The 16,358-nt window shown below is 55.8% G+C and carries 13 protein-coding genes; 9 read left to right on the top strand and 4 right to left on the bottom strand.

All coding sequences use genetic code 11. The features are described from left to right. Positions 1 to 239 (top strand): transposase (locus FLS37_RS08065; RefSeq protein WP_198314540.1); only part of this gene is annotated, 239 nt, incomplete at its 5' end. Between the two features lie 449 nt (positions 240 to 688). Here FLS37_RS08065 and FLS37_RS08075 read toward each other — a convergent pair. The 3 genes from FLS37_RS08075 to FLS37_RS08085 are packed head-to-tail and all read right to left on the bottom strand — an operon-like array spanning position 689 to position 4,279. Beyond that, positions 689 to 2,290, bottom strand: a complete 1,602-nt coding sequence (locus FLS37_RS08075) for an ATP-binding protein (protein ID WP_232522544.1) — start codon at positions 2,288 to 2,290, stop codon at positions 689 to 691. Further along, positions 2,283 to 2,999, bottom strand: a complete 717-nt coding sequence (locus tag FLS37_RS08080) for a response regulator (RefSeq protein WP_157669378.1) — start codon at positions 2,997 to 2,999, stop codon at positions 2,283 to 2,285. The genes FLS37_RS08075 and FLS37_RS08080 overlap by 8 nt, the downstream gene beginning before the upstream one ends. Then, entirely contained in the window at positions 2,996 to 4,279 is a 1,284-nt protein-coding gene (locus tag FLS37_RS08085; RefSeq protein WP_232522545.1) for an ABC transporter substrate-binding protein, read from the bottom strand. Before FLS37_RS08085 ends, FLS37_RS08080 begins: the two co-directional genes overlap by 4 nt. 347 nt (positions 4,280 to 4,626) lie before the next feature. On the opposite strand from FLS37_RS08085, the gene FLS37_RS08090 reads away from it, so the two are divergent. The 6 genes from FLS37_RS08090 to FLS37_RS08115 all read left to right on the top strand — a co-directional run bounded on the left by FLS37_RS08090 (position 4,627) and on the right by FLS37_RS08115 (position 14,488). Beyond that, the gene (locus FLS37_RS08090) at positions 4,627 to 5,883 is read left to right on the top strand and encodes an ABC transporter substrate-binding protein (RefSeq protein WP_157669380.1); all 1,257 of its coding nucleotides are present in this window, start codon (positions 4,627 to 4,629) and stop codon (positions 5,881 to 5,883) included. A gap of 220 nt (positions 5,884 to 6,103) precedes the next feature. After that, entirely contained in the window at positions 6,104 to 7,015 is a 912-nt protein-coding gene (locus tag FLS37_RS08095; protein WP_157669382.1) for a carbohydrate ABC transporter permease, read from the top strand. Positions 7,016 to 7,025: 10 nt separating this feature from the next. Next, entirely contained in the window at positions 7,026 to 7,868 is an 843-nt protein-coding gene (locus tag FLS37_RS08100) for a carbohydrate ABC transporter permease (RefSeq protein WP_157669384.1), read from the top strand. Between the two features lie 352 nt (positions 7,869 to 8,220). After that, complete coding sequence (locus FLS37_RS08105) at positions 8,221 to 9,375, top strand: ABC transporter ATP-binding protein (protein WP_157669386.1); 1,155 nt, start codon at positions 8,221 to 8,223, stop codon at positions 9,373 to 9,375. Between the two features lie 190 nt (positions 9,376 to 9,565). Further along, positions 9,566 to 11,962 (top strand): ATP-binding protein, encoded by a 2,397-nt coding sequence (locus FLS37_RS08110; RefSeq protein WP_157669387.1) that lies wholly within the window; start codon positions 9,566 to 9,568, stop codon positions 11,960 to 11,962. A 111-nt stretch (positions 11,963 to 12,073) separates the two neighbouring features. Further along, positions 12,074 to 14,488 (top strand): ATP-binding protein, encoded by a 2,415-nt coding sequence (locus FLS37_RS08115; protein WP_157669388.1) that lies wholly within the window; start codon positions 12,074 to 12,076, stop codon positions 14,486 to 14,488. A gap of 9 nt (positions 14,489 to 14,497) precedes the next feature. Here FLS37_RS08115 and FLS37_RS08120 read toward each other — a convergent pair whose 3' ends face one another. Then, positions 14,498 to 15,205 (bottom strand): energy transducer TonB, encoded by a 708-nt coding sequence (locus tag FLS37_RS08120; RefSeq protein WP_157669389.1) that lies wholly within the window; start codon positions 15,203 to 15,205, stop codon positions 14,498 to 14,500. A gap of 154 nt (positions 15,206 to 15,359) precedes the next feature. On the opposite strand from FLS37_RS08120, the gene FLS37_RS08125 reads away from it, so the two are divergent. Together FLS37_RS08125 and FLS37_RS08130 are read left to right on the top strand one after the other, a co-directional pair. After that, entirely contained in the window at positions 15,360 to 15,725 is a 366-nt protein-coding gene (locus FLS37_RS08125; RefSeq protein WP_157669390.1) for a response regulator, read from the top strand. After that, positions 15,725 to 16,342: a chemotaxis protein CheC gene (locus FLS37_RS08130; RefSeq protein ID WP_157669391.1), complete on the top strand. Its 618-nt coding sequence runs from the start codon at positions 15,725 to 15,727 to the stop codon at positions 16,340 to 16,342. Before FLS37_RS08125 ends, FLS37_RS08130 begins: the two co-directional genes overlap by 1 nt. The last annotated feature ends 16 nt before the right edge of the window (positions 16,343 to 16,358 follow it).

A 16,358-nucleotide genomic window follows, 5' to 3' on the forward strand; every position in this document is an offset into this window, starting at 1 on the left:
ACGCGACAGTGCATCACCATTTTGATGAAGAGGTGGTCAATCGTTGGTTGGTGGATCATCGTTTTGTGGTGATGTACTTGCCAGCGTATAGCCCTGAGCTCAATTTGATCGAGATCGTGTGGAAACACGCCAAGCATTTTTGGCGTAGCTTCAAGTCGTGGAGCAAGGATAAATTGGTCGAAGAAGTCCACACCCTTTTATCCGGCTTCGGTTCGAAATTTAAAATTAGTTATGCGTGATTACTTAGCTTTTTCCGCACAAAATTTATACAATGAGGTAATCGACTGCTACTACTCAATGTGCAGCGAATACATTAGCGCCACCTCTCAGCCAAAAACAAAAGCTTTTAGTGAAATACTGACAGCACACCAACTGGATCAAGACGCAAACACTAACAGGCTCGACCCAACTAATCAGTTAGCGTGGAAATTTCTTGTGCTTCCGGAATATCACGGAAGCAGTGAAAAAATAGAAGCTCAATCCTCGTATGAGCAATTTTATAAAAAAACCAACAGCGGGCCTAATTAAGGGCTCAACTCGCTTACGTGCACGGATTTAAACAAAGGCTTAGAAAAGACCTATGGCAGCTAAGATCAAATATCATTCGCACAGTTTCAAGCTCTTGATTGAGCGCTTTGGGTCGAACTCGCCAAAATAAAACAGTCTCCCATTTCCCTTTTCATCACACTCAATCCGCTGGCAGCATAATCATCGCCTGCAAGCCGCCTTCGTGGTGATTGCTCAGCACCAGCTCGCCGCCGTGCGCCTGGATGATGTTGCGGGCGATGCCCAAGCCCAGCCCGTGGCCGTGGCTGTTGCTGTGGCGGCCGTGTTCTAGCCGTACATAGGGGTCAAACAGCGTGTGCAGGGCTTCTTCAGGTACGCCGGGGCCGTGGTCGCGGATGATGATCACGCATTTGCCCACCCCTTCAAACACGCTGATTTCGGCGCTTTGGCCATAAAACAGCGCATTGTCGAGCAGATTGCCGATGGCGCGTTTCAGCGCCAGCGGTTTGCCTTTGACGCGCAGGCCGCAGCGGGTAAACGCCACTTCGTGCCCCGATAGGCGCGCGTCGCGCACCATACGCCCGAGCATGGCATCCAAACTAATTGCAGTGTGATTTTCGTGAATATCGCTGTCTTTCACGCTTTGCAACGCGCCCTTGACCATCATATCGAGCTCGTCGAGGTCTTCGTGAAACTCGGCGCGCGTGGCGTCGTCGTCCAGCATTTCGGTGCGCAATTTCAGCCGGGTAATCGGCGTGCGCAAGTCGTGGCTAATCGCAGTAAAGAGTTTTTCACGGTCTTCCAGATAGCGCACAATGCGCTCGCGCATGGCGGCAAAGGCTTGCGCGGTGCGGACAAACTCAACGCTGCCGGTTTCTGGCAATACAGGCGATTCGCCCTTGCCAAAGGCTTCAGCGGCATTCGATAGCGCGGCCAGCGGGCCGGTAATCCAGCGCGCCACCACCCAGCTGAGCAACAAGACGGTCAGCAAGGTCACAAATTGCAGCAGCCAGCGCTCGGGCGGCAAGGGATTGCTATTTTCCAGAAAAAACGGGTCAGGCATCAGTGTGGCCAGATACAGCCATTGCCCTGGCTCGAGTTGCGCCTGAATCACTAATATGGGCGCGGGGCGCGGCTTGATCAGCAGGGTGTTTTTGATCCAGTGATCGGGCAGCTCGGCAATCAGGGTGCCATCATTGTTGACCGCCAGCTTGTCAGGCCAGGCAAAGCTGACCCGTACAGCATGCAGTTGCGGCAGCTTGCTGGAAATATCCTGATGTATTGCCTCCAAGACCACATTGGACAAGGGCTCTGGCTCTATACCCTCTAGCTCAACCAGATCACTATTGGCGCTGATGAAAAAACGTGTCCCGCCGATTTCGCGGATCTGCTCGATCACCAGCTGGCGGTAATTGAGCGGCAGGCTGTGAAAATAGCGGATCGCACTCACCGCGCCCGACGACAGATGCAATGAAGCCTGCCGCACTTCCTGCTCGGATTTACCCTTGAGATAAGTAGCCCAGATCAGATTACCCAGCAGCTGCGACGCCAATACCCCCAGCGCCATCACCAGCAGAAAGCGGGCCAGCAGGCTGGCTGGCAACAAGCGCTCCACCCAGTTGGGCGCGCGGCGGCCAACCCAGCGGCCTATCCAGCGACCGATCTTGCGATCAGACAAACGGGCGGGCTGCTCATTGCCCTCAGTGCGCCAGCGCGCCGTGCTGGGGCTGGCTAGCTCCTGCCCCGCCTCAATCATCGCCGCCGTAATGCGCGGTTCAGACATTGCTCAGGCTCACCTCGGCCGACAGCACATAGCCTGCGCCGCGCACGGTTTTAATCAGGCTAGGCTGCTTGCCGTCATCCGACAGGCGCTGGCGCAGACGGCTGACCTGCACATCCAGCGAGCGATCGAGCGGGCCAATATCGCGGCCGCGCGTTTCTTCGGCTAGCTGGCTGCGATCCAGAATCTGCCCGGGATGCTCGAGAAAGAATTTCAGCAGCTGGAAATCCAGCCCGGTCAGCTTGACCGAATCGCCGCTGGGCGAATGCAAAGTGCGTTCAACCGTATCGAGCGTAAAGCCGACAAAGCGGTAATAGCGCCCGCCAGTGTGGGCATTATCCAGCCCGGCGCGGCGGTGGATGGCCTTGATGCGGGCGAGCAATTCGCGCGGGTTGTAAGGTTTGGCGATGTAGTCATCGGCGCCCAGCTCCAGCCCGACAATGCGGTCGGTGTCATCCGAGCTGGCCGTGAGCATAATAATCGGCACATTGCATTGCTTGCGCACGGCCTGACACAGCACAAAGCCATCGGTATCGGGCAGCATTACGTCCAGAATCACCAGGCTGAGCTCGTCGCGGCAGCGCTCGAATTCCTGATGAAAGCTCTCGCCATCGTGCGCAAGGCGCACTTCGTACTGATTGCGCTCCAGATACGCCTTGAGCAGCATGCGCGTTTTTTGGTCATCGTCGACGATCAGGATTTTTCGCGTCATTCCATATTTCCTTCTTGTATATTCAGAGCCCGCACCATAGCCGACATGCGCTGCTGGTAATCGGCCACGCTGATCCTGTCGTCCAGGTAGAACTTCTGGATTTGCGCCACGATGGCGTCTTTGAATTTTTCGTCGGTGGCCATGCGGTGTACCAGGCTGGGCGCCTGCACCACTTTGCCACGGTTAAATGTCTGCCAGGAGCTGGCGGCACAACGATCAAGCGCAGCTACGGCTTTGGGGTCCAGATCACGGCGCACCGGCACTGAGCCCTTAATGCGGTTATAGCCCTGCTGCACCGGCATGGACACCATCAGCTGCGCCACCTTTTCCTGCACGGCTTGCTGCGAATAATCGCCGCTGAACATCACAAAGCTATCAATGCTGTACAGATGATATTGCTGGGTATTGGGCACGGTGGTACAGGCAAAATCGGTGTCGAGCTTTTGCCCCATACTCAGCAATTCACCTTTGAACCAGTCACCCATAATCACCATGCCAATTTGTCCGGCGGCAAACTGCTGGGCCACGTCCGTCCAAGATTGCTCGCGTGGCAATTTGCCTGCCCCCACATGCGTATAGGTGCGCATCTGGCGCAAGCGATTCAGAGCGCGGGCAAAGCGCGCATCCAGATAGGCGGTGGCGCTGCGCTCGACAAAGACATCGCGGTAGAACGTGGGCCCGCCTTCCATCAGCACCAGCGTTTCAAACAGCGTGGCCACCTGCCAGGCTTCGCTGCTTTGCCCCAGCGGAATAATATTGGCCGCGGCCAGCCGCAGCGCTGCGCGCTTGAAATCATCCATGGTGCGCGGCTCGGGCAAACCGAGCTGGCGGAACAGGCGAACGTTGTAATACAGATTATTGATCCGGTGCAGCCCCAGCGGCGCCGCCACCGTGTGTTCGCGGTGCATCAGCAAATTGCTGACCGTGGGCGAGAGCGATTTGTGCCAGCCATGGGTTTTGGCCACCTGATCGAGCTCCAGAATCAGCCCCAGATCGGCCCATTCGGCAATCGCCGGGCCAATCAATTGCGCCACCGCAGGCTGCTTACCCGCCAGTACACGGCTTTTCAAGACCCGCATTGCGCCAATACCGCCACCACCGGGAATCGCGGCATCGCGCCACTCGATTTTTTCTTCGAGTAATTTACTTTGCAAAAACCGGGTCGCGCCGCGCTCGCTGGCGGAAGTCCACCAATGCAGCACATCGACCGATTCGCTGGCGCAGGCGTTGGCACAGAACAGCAAGCCCAGCACACTGATTTTTGCTTTGAATTCAAACACCTGTTGTGTACTCCACCAAGATGCGGTCACTATATCGTAAGCAAGGACAGTAAATTGTAATAAAACATCACATATTCTTGCCGAACCCTAACACGATTCACACTGCCGATACGCCCGCTTGGGCTTATTTTTGCTGAGTTCCCCGCCCTTGGCGATGAGGGCTTTCGTTAATATTTGTAAAGCCTGCCGGGCAGAAAATCAGGCAGAAAAACCACCATAGATGATATAAATCAGATAGTTAGCGTATTAACAAGCTGGGCGTCGGGGCAAAATCGTGTCACATGAATCAACGTGATAATTTCCTTGCACCGTGGCAGTAGATCACGGCAACACGAGGATATTCGATCATGCATAACACGCTTTACAAAGCATCAGTTCGCGCCGCCATCACCGCTGCATTGCTGGCTGGCAGCGCCGCACAAGCCGGCACCATTAACATTGAATCATGGCGCGTTGATGACAAAACACTGTGGGAAGACGTGCTGATCCCGGCGTTCCAGAAGAAAAACCCCGGCATTCAGGTCAAATTCACACCAACCGCACCCACTGAATACGATTCATCACTAACTGCGCGTCTGGCAGGCGGCACAGCGGGCGATCTGATCACCTGCCGCCCGTTTGACAAGTCGCTCGACTTGTTCAAAAAAGGCCAGCTGGAAAAACTCGATGGCAAGCCCGGCATGGAATATTTCCCAGCCTCGGCCAAAGTGGCCTGGCAAACCGACGATGGCAAAAACACCTACTGCATGCCGATGGCTTCCGTCATGCATGGTTTTTTCTACAACAAGAAAATCTTCAAAGACCTGAATCTGAAAGAGCCAAAAACGCAGGCTGAATTTTTTGCCGCGCTGGAAACCCTGAAAAAAGCGGGCAAAACGCCGATCGCACTGGGCACTGCCGATCAGTGGGAATCGAACCAGATCGTGTTCACCAGCATTGGTGCGAACGCGTGGAAAGGTGAAGAAGGCCGTAAAGCGCTGATCGCTGGTAAAGCCAAATTTACCGATCCGCAATTTGTGGCGGCGTGGGAACAAATGGCCAAGTGGGGCCCGTATATGGGCAAAGGCGCGTCAGCACAAACTTATGCTGACAGTCAAAACTTGTTCGCGATGGGCAAGGCCGGGATCTACCCGGCTGGCTCGTGGGATATTGCCTACTTTAACCAGCAAGGCCTCGATTTTGGCGCCTTCCCGCCGCCAGTCGCCAAAGCAGGCGACAAGTGCTACATCTCGGATCACACCGACATTGGCATGGGTATCAATCCAAAAGCCAAAAACAAGGCCGAAGCGTACAAATTCCTCGCCTGGCTGGGCTCGCAAGAATTTGCCGACCTGTACACCAATAAAGTCACCGGCTTTTTCTCGCTCTCAAACCACCTGATTTCGGTCAAAGACCCGGTGGCCAAACAGATGCTGGACTGGCGCAAATCCTGCGGTTCAACCATCCGCCTAAACGCGCAGATCATGAACCGTGGCGAGCCAGCGATGGAAAACGAGTTGTGGAATGTCAGCTCGCAAGTGCTGAACGGCAAAATGGCACCGAAAGACGCCGCCGCCAAAATCCAGACCGGTTTTGCCAAATGGCATAAGCCACAGCAGAAATAAACCACCCGGTTTCTCAACGGGCCAACACGACCATCAAGTGGGTATATCAATGTAGAGCATATTCAATATGAGCTATGGCGCTATACCCTCCTCTCCTCCTCTCACAGTGATGGATGTGGGTTTCAGCCGGCGGTGCGTTCCATCCACCACCGCCGGTTCTTTTTATTTCCGCAACATTGCGCTGGCAATGCCAGCCATGGACTTTGTTTGGGAGCTTGCGATGAAACGCATGCCTTGGCATATCGCCGTCTTTTTAGCCCCCGCCGTGCTGCTGTATTCGGTCTTTAGCGCGCTGCCGCTGCTCGATACGCTGCGTCTGGGTTTTTTCACCAGCAATGACGCTGGCCAAACCAGCTTTGTCGGCTTGGCCAACTACATCACGATTCTGACCGACCCGGCCTGGTCGGAATCGTTCTGGAATGCGATGTGGAATAACTGCAAGTTTTTCCTGATTCACTTGCTGATCCAGAACCCCATCGGCCTGATTCTGGCCACCTTGCTCTCGCTCAAAGGCCTCAAGGGCGCGCGTCACTATCGCACGCTGATTTTCCTGCCAACGCTGCTGTCGGTCGTGATTATCGGCTTTATCTGGCAATTGATTCTGTCGCCTTTGTGGGGTGTTTCCGAAGGCTTGCTGGATAAAGTGGGGCTCGTTGATTACTTCGCGCCATGGCTGGGCGAAGAAGGCTCGGCCTTGATTACATTAGCGCTGATTTCAGTCTGGCAGTTTGTCGGCATCCCGATGATGCTGATTTACGCTGCGCTATTGGCCGTGCCGGAAGACATCGTTGAAGCTGCGCACGTGGAAGGCGCTTCCGCTTGGCGCATTTTCTGGGAAATCAAACTGCCGCTGATTTTACCGACGCTGGGCTTGGTGACGATTCTGACTTTCGTCGGCAACTTTAATGCCTTCGATTTGATTTACTCGGTCAAAGGCGCCATCGCCGGGCCGAACTACAGCACCGATATTCTGGGCACGCTGTTCTACCGCACCTTCTTTGGCTACCAGAGCCAGATCGGCAGCCCAACGATGGGCGCAGCCGTCGCGACTTTGATGTTCCTCGTCATCCTCGCTGGTGTCGGTGCGTATTTCTACTTTGTTCAGCGCAAGCTGACGCGTTACGAGCTTTAAGGAGCGCGCCATGAATAAACATAAAGTCACTAAGCCGCTCTCGGCAGCAGGCGTTCATCTCGCACTCGGCGGCTACACGCTGCTGGCGCTGTTTCCGATCATCCTGATTCTGATTAATGCGTTTAAAAGCCGCTCGGGCATTTTTGACGATCCGCTGGCTTTACCGAACGCCGAAACCTTCTTTATTGGCGGCTTTGAGAAGGTCATCGCCAAATCGAACTTCATGCTGTATTTCGGCAATAGCCTGACGGTGACGCTAGTGTCGCTGGCGCTGATCTTGCTGTTTGGCGCGATGGCAGCGTGGGCATTATCGGAATATAAATTTCGCGGCAATCGCCTGCTGGCGCTGTATATGGCGATCGGCATTATGGTGCCGATCCGCTTGGGCACCGTGTCAATCTTGGAGCTGATCGTCGAATTGAATCTGATCAATACGCTGACGGCCTTGGTGCTGGTCTACACCGCGCAAGGCTTGCCGCTGGCGATCATGATTTTGTCCGAGTTTATTTCGCAAATCCCGAAAGAGCTCAAAGAAGCTGCGCGCTGCGACGGCGTGGGCGAGTTCAAGATTTTCTTCCAGATCATCCTGCCGCTGATTCGCCCTGCAGTCGCGACGGTGGCGGTATTTACGATGATTCCGGTCTGGAACGATCTCTGGTTCCCGCTGATTTTGGCGCCGGGTGAAGAAACGCAAACGGTCACGCTGGGCGTGCAGCAATTTATTGGCCAATACGTCACCGATTGGAACGCCGTGCTCGCGAGCTTGAGCTTGGCGGTGATTCCGGTGCTGATTATGTACACGATCTTCTCGCGCCAACTGATCCGAGGCCTGACTTCGGGCGCGGTGAAATAAGTTTGTGTTTTATAGGAGCCACAACGAAGCGCGCTGATTGAGCTGGGGCTTAAAACCCCGTGTAGCGAAAACCGCGGCGAGGAGAGAGACAAACAGTTTCATCGTTTGGCTCACGACGACGCAAGGGCAGCGCGGAGCGCTTTTCGCCCGGGTCGCCTTCTCTTGCTTACTTCTCTTGGCGAAGCAAGAGAAGTAAGTCCCTGTCGCGGATCGCGACTGTAAAACAGAGTGCCGAAGGCACTAAACCGAAAAATATGACACGTTCACAATACCACCACGGGTATTGCTATCAAGAACAAATAGAAATTGACCTCTCTGGCCATACCCAGGAGGTCGCAATAGGAGTACGCAGATGGCAACAGTAAAACTCAATAATCTATCCAAATCCTACGACGGCACAGCCAAGGTTTTGGATGGCATTAATCTGGATATCAAACACGGCGAATTCGTGGTGCTGGTCGGCCCATCGGGCTGCGGCAAATCGACGCTACTGCGCATGTTGTGCGGTTTGGAATCGATCACCGGCGGCGAGCTGTCGATTGGCGACGCGGTGGTGAATGATTTGCCACCCGCCGAGCGCGGTATCGCGATGGTGTTCCAGAGCTACGCGCTCTACCCGCATATGAGCGTGTACAAAAACATGGCGTTTGGCTTAAAAATCGCCGGCGAAGACAAAGCGCAGATTGATGTACGCATCAAAAACGCTGCCAAAATTCTGAAAATCGACCACCTGCTTGAGCGTCTGCCGCGTGAATTGTCGGGCGGCCAGCGCCAGCGCGTGGCAATTGGTCGCGCGATTGTGCGTGAGCCGAAACTCTTTCTATTTGATGAACCACTGTCGAATCTGGACGCTGCTTTGCGCGTACAAACTCGCCTTGAAATCGCCAAACTGCACCGCGATCTGAACGCAACGATGGTCTATGTGACGCACGATCAGGTTGAAGCGATGACGCTGGGCGATAAAATCGTCGTCATGGAAGGCGGCCATATCCAGCAAGCCGGTACGCCGCTGGAGCTGTACCAGCAACCGGCCAATCTATTCGTTGCGACTTTCATCGGCTCGCCCAAAATGAATTTGCTCAAAGGCCGGGTGACGTCGATTGACGCGGGCGGCGTGTATATCACGCTGGCAGGCGGGCAGGAAATTCGCGCGATGGTTGACGCGGCAAATCTGAAAGTCAACGAAGACGTCACCGTCGGCATTCGCGCCGAGCATCTGCAGGAAGACCGGCTCGAAGGCGTCACAGAATGCGAAAAATTCAACGGCAAAGTCAATCTGGTCGAACACTTGGGCGAAGCCAATTACCTGTATATCACGCTAGCTAATGGCAGCGATATCGTCGTACGCGGCGATGGCGAGCGCGATGTGGCGCTGGGCAGCAGCATCGAAATCAGCGCCGCGTGCCAGTCTTTCCACGTCTTTAACGCTGCTGGCCAGGCCTTGCGCCGCCTGAAGCCCGGCAATATGCGCTCGTCACGACACAGCCCGTCACTCGCTGCGGCGTAAGGGCACGGATAAGGGCAGCGGCGGCTGATCGTGGCACTTTGATCTGGGTTTTCGCAGTGGCGGCATAGCTTCACTCGGGCAAGTAAGCTATGCTGCCACAGCGACCTGCTGGCCGTTTTAGGGTACACCGTGTTGACCTGAGTCGTGACACTGTAGCCCCTCCCGCTTAGCCGATTCTGTTCAAGCCCCTATGCCTAATTCAACCACGATGACCGATGAGCTTGCCGCGCAGCTGGCGCACATCCAGGGCATTTATCATCAGCAACCTGATCTGGCCCGCCAGCACTGCGAGCAACTGATCGGGCAGGCGCGCGAGCAGCATGCCACCTTGCTGCAAATCCATGCTGCCGAGCTGTACGGCAAAATCATGGATCATATGGGCGAGCCAATCAGCTCACGCAATTTGCTGTACGAGGCGCTGCAGCAGGCGCAGGCGATTCATAATTTCAAGCTCGAAGCCAGGGTATGCGAGCAGATAGCTCGCTCTTATTACACTGCAGGCGATTACCCCACTGCGTTGCAAAGCTGGCTGCGCTGTATCGAGCTGGCCGAATTCAAGGATGGCGAAGCCAGCGTCTGGATGCTGGCCAAGATTGGCGTCGGCCAAGTTTATGATGCGCTGGGCGAATGCCAGACCGCACTGCTGTTTCACAACAAGGCACTGAGCCGCATTGGCGAAGTGGACGATGCGTATCTGCACGCCAAAATCCTGATCAATATCGGCGTAGTCCAGCTCAAGCTCGATTCACTCAAAGCCGCCGAACAGGCGCTCACTCAATCGCTGGATTTATGCCTCAAGCATGATTTTCCCGACTATGCCGCCACCTCGTTTTCCCGGCTGGCCGAAATCTCGCTCAAGGAAAACGCGCTCGATCAGGCCATGGAATTGCTCAGCAATGCGCTGCACTATGCGCGCAGGGTCAATTATCGCTGGGGCGAGGCCAATATTCTGCACAATATGGCGCTGATTCATTCGCGCCAGCACGATGATCAGGCGGCACTGGAACGGGTGTTTATTGCGCAGGGTATTGCCCGCGCCGCGCAGTTCTCCCCGGTGCTGATGCGCCTGCATCAGTCTGCCGCGCACTTTGCCGAGCAGACCGGCCAGATCTCATTGGCCATTAGCGAATTGAAAGCCGGTATTGCGCTGCAAACGCATTTGCAGCATAGCAATCAGTCCGCAGAAAACGATGCACTGGTACGCAAAACCAATTTGCGCGCCAGCACCAGCAGCAAGCTGGTTGATCTGGCCAATCATCACCTGATCGAACACGGCGACAGCTGCGACTTCTGGCCGCTGATTGCGCAGGCAGGCTGCGATATATTGCAGCTCGATCGCGTCAGCATATGGCAGCTGAGCGCCGATGCGGCACAGCTGGATAATCTGTACTGCAGCGAACAGCGCCTCTACCCTGCCCGGCTAACGCTGTATCGCGAGCAGATTCCAGTGTTCTTCTCCAGCCTGGCCCGCAAACAGGCGACGATTGCGCACGACGCCGAGCACCATCATTACGCCTGGGATCTGGCGCAGCATTATCTGCTACCACGGCAGGTGCACTCGGTGATGATTTTCCAGCTCCAGTACAATGAGCAGCAGATTTTGCTGATGTTCGAACATCAGGGCACGCAGCGCAACTGGCTGCCCGACGAGGTGCAATACGGCCATCAGCTGAGCAATATTGCCGCGCGCGCACTTAGCAATGAAGACCGCCGCCATTTCCAGGACGAAATCCACATTCTGAATGCACGCCTGAGCGAAGCGCACACCGAGCTGGAACAGCGCGTTGAAGAGCGCACGCAGGTGCTGGCACAGAGCAATCGCGAGCTGGAGCAGGCGATGCACCAGCTGGTGCAAACCGAAAAAATGGCGGCACTGGGGCGGCTGGTGTCGGGCATTGCCAGCGAGCTGGTGACGCCGCTGGAAGAAGCGCTGCTGTATAGCCAGTCGCTCAATCAGAGCAGCACGCAAATTGCACGACAACTGGCCGACAATGCCCTCAAAAAATCCGACCTGCTTGGCATGGTGGGCACCATTCACATGCAAAGCAGCAGCATCGAGCAAAAAATCGCCAAAGCCAGCGAGCTGGTCAGCCAGTTCAAGCTGGTGGCCGTCGATACCAGCAGCGAGCGCCGCCGCACCTTTAATCTGTACCAGACCGTGCAGGATCTGGTCAGAATCCTGTCGCGCTCGCTGGCCGGGCCATCACAGCAGATTTTGCTGGCCATCGATCCGGCCATCGAGCTCGACAGCTACCCCGGTGCGCTGGAGCAGATTCTGACGCATCTGATCCAGAACTCGCTGCAGCATGGTCTGGCCGGCAGGGAGAACGGCATGATCGAATTGAACGCCCAGCAAATCGGCCAGCAGCTGGTGCTTAGTTGCTGCGACAACGGCAGCGGCATTGCACCTGGCTTGCTTGCGCAGGTGATGGAGCCTTTTGTGCATGGCGATCAGGCGCACAGCGGGCTGGGGCTGTATATCAGCAGCAATCTGGCCAGGGAGGTATTGGGCGGGAAGCTTTATGTAGAAAGCTCTACAAAGCAATACACCCTGATCAAACTGGAAATCCCCTTGCGCGCGCCCTAAATCCAGGGTGGCCAGAAACGGCAGAAAAAACCCAAAACTATGCCACACTGAATTCATTCATTGCGGGTTTAGTGAAACAGACCCAAGCATTTATTACTACAGGAAAGCACCGTGCAATCCGATCTGGCCGCCCAGCTCATCCAAATCGAACACATCTGGCATAGTCAGCCCGAAGCGGCGCGGCTGGCCTGCCTTGAGCTGATTACTCAGGCGCGCGAAATGCGCCAGCCCTATTACCAGATTTGTGCTGCCGAGCTGTACGGCAAAATCATGGATCACGAAGGCCGCGCTTTTGAAGCGCGCAATGTGCTATACGAAGCCGTCCAGCAGGCGCAGGCGCTGCATGATTTTATTCTGGAAGCACGGATTTACGAGCAGATTGCCCGCCTGCATTACACCAAGGGCGAATACCGCACCGCCTTGCAAAACTGGCTCACCTGCATCGAGCTGGCCGAGAGCGACGCCAAAACCTGGATGCAAGCCAAAGTGGGCGTTGGGCAGATTTACGACGCGCTGGACGATCCTCAAGCGGCCATCCAGTTTCATCAGGCCGCCGCAGCGCGCATTAATGAAGTGAACGATCCGTATCTGGAAGCCAAAATCTACATCAATCTGGGCGTCAATCTGCTACGCTGCCACCGCAACTCCGAAGCCAGACAAATCCTGGAGCGCGCGCGCGATCTGTGTCTGATCCATCATTTCCCCGACTACGCGGCCGAATCCTACTACCGGCTGGGCGAAATCGCGCTGGATGAAGGTGATCTGAATCTGGCCATGCACTTGCTCGACAATGCGCTCAAGCTGGCGCAACAGGTTGCCTATCAGTGGGGGCTGGCCAATATCTACAGCGCGATGGCCAAAATCCACGCCCGGCAAGAACACTGGCAGCAAGCGCTGGATGTCATTCACGAAGGCCAGCGTATAGCACTGGAAAATGATTTCTCGCACATTCTGATGCGCCTGCACCTGGCGGCCGCCAGCTACGCCGAAGCTTTATTCAATATGCCGCTAGCACTGGCCGAACTGAAAGCTGGTTTTGAATTTCAGCAGCAGCTCAACAACAGCAGTCAGCCCGAACAGCGCGCCGAGCTGGAACAAAAAACCGGCCTGCGCCTGAGCGTGGGCAGCATGTTGATCAATCTGGCTAATCACCCGGCCATCGAGCAAGGCAAACCCGACGAGTTTTGCCCCGAAATCACCCAGGCGGCAACCCGGATTCTGAATCTGGATCGGGTGGGATTATGGCTGTGCGAAGCCGATCAGCTTCGCTGCCTGAGTATGTATTGTCGGGAAAGCGGGCAATTTATCCACGAGGCGCCGATTCTGGCCTCAGCGGCGCCGGTATTCATGCGCCTGATATCGCGCCACAAATCGCTGATTGCCCACGACGCGCTGCATCACCCTGATGCCTGGGATCTGGCCGAGTATTATCTGCAGCCACGCCAGATTCAATCCATCCTGGCTTTTCCGGTTCACAGTAGCAACCAGCATTATGTGCTGATGTTCGAGCACCGTGGCGAGCAGCGTAACTGGATTCCGGACGATATCCAGCACGCCAGCCAGATCGCCGATATTGCGGTGCGCGCGATGACTAATCAGGAGCGCAGACAATTCCAGCATGAAATTCACGAGCTTAATGTGCGGCTGATCGAATCGAACGAAGCGCTGGAAAGCCGGGTGCAGGAGCGCACCAAAGCATTGGCGCAAAGTAATCAGGAGCTGCATCTAGCGATGGACAAGCTGGTGCAATCGGAAAAGCTCGCCGCATTGGGCAGTCTGGTCGCCGGGATTGCCCACGAGCTCAATACCCCACTGGGCGCGGCGCTGACCTGCAGCAGCGCGCTAAGCACCAGCAGCCTAGAGCTCGATCAGCAGCTGCAAAGCAATACGCTGAAAAAATCAACGCTGGAAAGCTATATCAGCAACAATCTGGACGCCAGCCAGCTGATCGAGCGCAATATCCGCCGCGCCAGCGATCTGGTTTCGCATTTCAAGCAGGTTGCCGTCGATACCGACAGCACCAGACGCCGCGAATTCGATCTGGCCGAGCTGATCGACGAAGTGCTGCTGATGCTGCACCCGCAGCTCAAACACACTCAGCATCGCGTGCAAAACCAGATTCCAACTGGTGTGCTGTTCAACAGCTATCCGGGGCCGCTTGAGCAGATTTTCAGTAATTTCATTCTGAACAGCGTTCTGCACGGCTTTGAAAGCCTGCCCTCGGGGCAGATCACCATATCGCTGGCCGAGCACGCGCCCGACTATTGCCGCATTGTGTATCAGGACAATGGTTGCGGCATCAGCAGCGAGCTGCAAAAACGCGTGTTCGATCCGTTTTTTACCACCAAGCTGGGCAAAGGCGGTAGCGGGCTGGGGCTGTATATTGCCTACAATCTGGCCACCGGCGTACTGGGCGGCGAGCTGTATCTCGATAGCGAGCCGGGGCAATTTACCCGCTTTACGCTGCATCTGCCGCTACTGGCACCCAACATACAGCAGCCCGATTTAAGCAAACCGAGTATCTAGCTACCGTTGTCAGGGCACCGCCTCATCAATCACCTGCATGCGCAGCGGCACAATCAGCTCGCTCTCAACCGCCACGCCACCGCGCCGCGCCGCTCTGAATGTCCATTCATTCAAGACCTGCTTTCTGGCCACCTGATCAAAAGCGTCATACCCGCTGCTTTGCATAATCTCGACCTCACGTACCTCCCCGCTGGCCGCCAGCACAATGCGCAGCCTGACCGTGCCATTGGCTTTGAGCTGGCGCAATTGGCGTGGAATCTCCGGCGTCGGATGGCGCAGCAATGCCGGGCCGCTATTGCCACTCTCTGCAACCTTGCTGGCTGCGGTTGATTGCGGGCCTGCTGAAGCGGCAGGATTGCGCTCTGTAGCCATGCGTTCAGCAGCCGCTTCTGATTGCGCTTTTTCTACGGGTGCGCTGGCAGATGGGCTTTGCTGCGTAGCTGGGGCTGGCAGTTCCGGCTGCTTGGACACCAGCGAGCCGGGCTGGATAGGCGGCAGCGGCGCTTTTCCCGGCTGTTTTACGGCTTGCGGTGCGGGCTGCACGGCAGATTGCTGCACGGTGGTTCGATCCGATGGCGCAGGTGGTGGTACAGGCGCCAGATCAAACACCATCATCACCGCGCTGGCCCGTTCAGGCGGCGTGTACGGCAGCCAGACGATCAGGCTGGCGTGGATCAGCAGCGACAACAGGACAATCCATTTCCAACTCAGTGTCATACTGTGTTTCCCGAATGCCAGCTGAGGTGCGCCCTACAGGCTTTCAGCTGGCCATTCACAAGCAGCCGCGGGTGGATCTGCTGACCCATCGCAGCCCGGCTGCGCTTCAAATAAAAACTGCTAAAGTGGATTATCCCACCACAGGCAGCCTACGATGACCTACACCATGCTTATTGTTGACGACAGCCGGGTTTCACGCCTGATGCTACGCTCGCAACTGGCCGATCTGCGCCCGAATTGGCATTTTCTGGAGGCCGCCAATGGTCAGGAAGCCATTGACCATGCTATCCGCGAAACTATCCAGCTGGTCAGCATGGATCTGAACATGCCGGGCATGGATGGCATTGAAGCCGCCCGCCAGCTGCATGCGCTGCAAAGCGAAGCCAAAATCATCCTGCTCACAGCCAATGTGCAACAAAGTACACGTGATCGCGCAGCGGGAGCCAAACTCTACTTCATCCCCAAACCAATCAACAAGCAAACACTGCTGCAGATTATTGCTTTTGCCGAGGGCCAATAATGCGCGAGTTTACGCCTTTGCAGCAGGATGCCATCTGCGAGATTTTCAATATCAGCGTTGGGCAGGCTGCCGCCACAATGAGCCAGATGGTCGGCGAAGAAGTCCTACTTTCGGTGCCCTATCTCCAGTTCTACACGCTGGAAAACGCCTGCGAGCTGCTATCGAAGAGCAATCTGCGCATTTGCGGTGTCCAGCAGGATTTTGACGGCTGTTTTAACGGCCACGCTTTTCTGATTTTCCCGGAAAACCGCTCGCTGGAGCTGGTACGGCTGATGATAGGTAAAAACATGCCGATCGAGTACCTGTCCGAGCTTGAGCAAGACGCGCTGGCCGAGGTGGGCAATATCATCCTCAATGCCTGTCTGGCCTCGCTATCCGAAGTATTCCAGCAGCAATTTCATTGCGGCCTGCCCATCTTGCACATCGGCAGCAGCCAGGAAGTGCTGCAGCGCTGTCAGCCCGAACAGCTGGTCATGCTGCTGCATATCCAGTTCACACTGGCTGATCGCAAAATTGAAGGTTATGTCATTTTCATCATGAACTCGGACTCGCTGGATTTGCTGGTTTGTGAAATCGAGAAATTTCTATCAGGTATAGGGCCGCAGGCCAGTTATTGATTAGCTCAGGGCCATA

The organism is Chitinibacter sp. GC72 (assembly GCF_009760905.1).
GTDB lineage: Bacteria > Pseudomonadota > Gammaproteobacteria > Burkholderiales > Chitinibacteraceae > Chitinibacter.

Coding starts and splice junctions, on each gene's coding strand:
- FLS37_RS08075 (WP_232522544.1), bottom strand. CDS start 2,290: ATGTCTGAACCGCGCATTACGGCGGCGATGATTGAGGCGGGGCAGGAG.
- FLS37_RS08080 (WP_157669378.1), bottom strand. CDS start 2,999: ATGACGCGAAAAATCCTGATCGTCGACGATGACCAAAAAACGCGCATG.
- FLS37_RS08090 (WP_157669380.1), top strand. CDS start 4,627: ATGCATAACACGCTTTACAAAGCATCAGTTCGCGCCGCCATCACCGCT.
- FLS37_RS08095 (WP_157669382.1), top strand. CDS start 6,104: ATGAAACGCATGCCTTGGCATATCGCCGTCTTTTTAGCCCCCGCCGTG.
- FLS37_RS08100 (WP_157669384.1), top strand. CDS start 7,026: ATGAATAAACATAAAGTCACTAAGCCGCTCTCGGCAGCAGGCGTTCAT.
- FLS37_RS08105 (WP_157669386.1), top strand. CDS start 8,221: ATGGCAACAGTAAAACTCAATAATCTATCCAAATCCTACGACGGCACA.
- FLS37_RS08110 (WP_157669387.1), top strand. CDS start 9,566: ATGCCTAATTCAACCACGATGACCGATGAGCTTGCCGCGCAGCTGGCG.
- FLS37_RS08120 (WP_157669389.1), bottom strand. CDS start 15,205: ATGACACTGAGTTGGAAATGGATTGTCCTGTTGTCGCTGCTGATCCAC.
- FLS37_RS08125 (WP_157669390.1), top strand. CDS start 15,360: ATGACCTACACCATGCTTATTGTTGACGACAGCCGGGTTTCACGCCTG.
- FLS37_RS08130 (WP_157669391.1), top strand. CDS start 15,725: ATGCGCGAGTTTACGCCTTTGCAGCAGGATGCCATCTGCGAGATTTTC.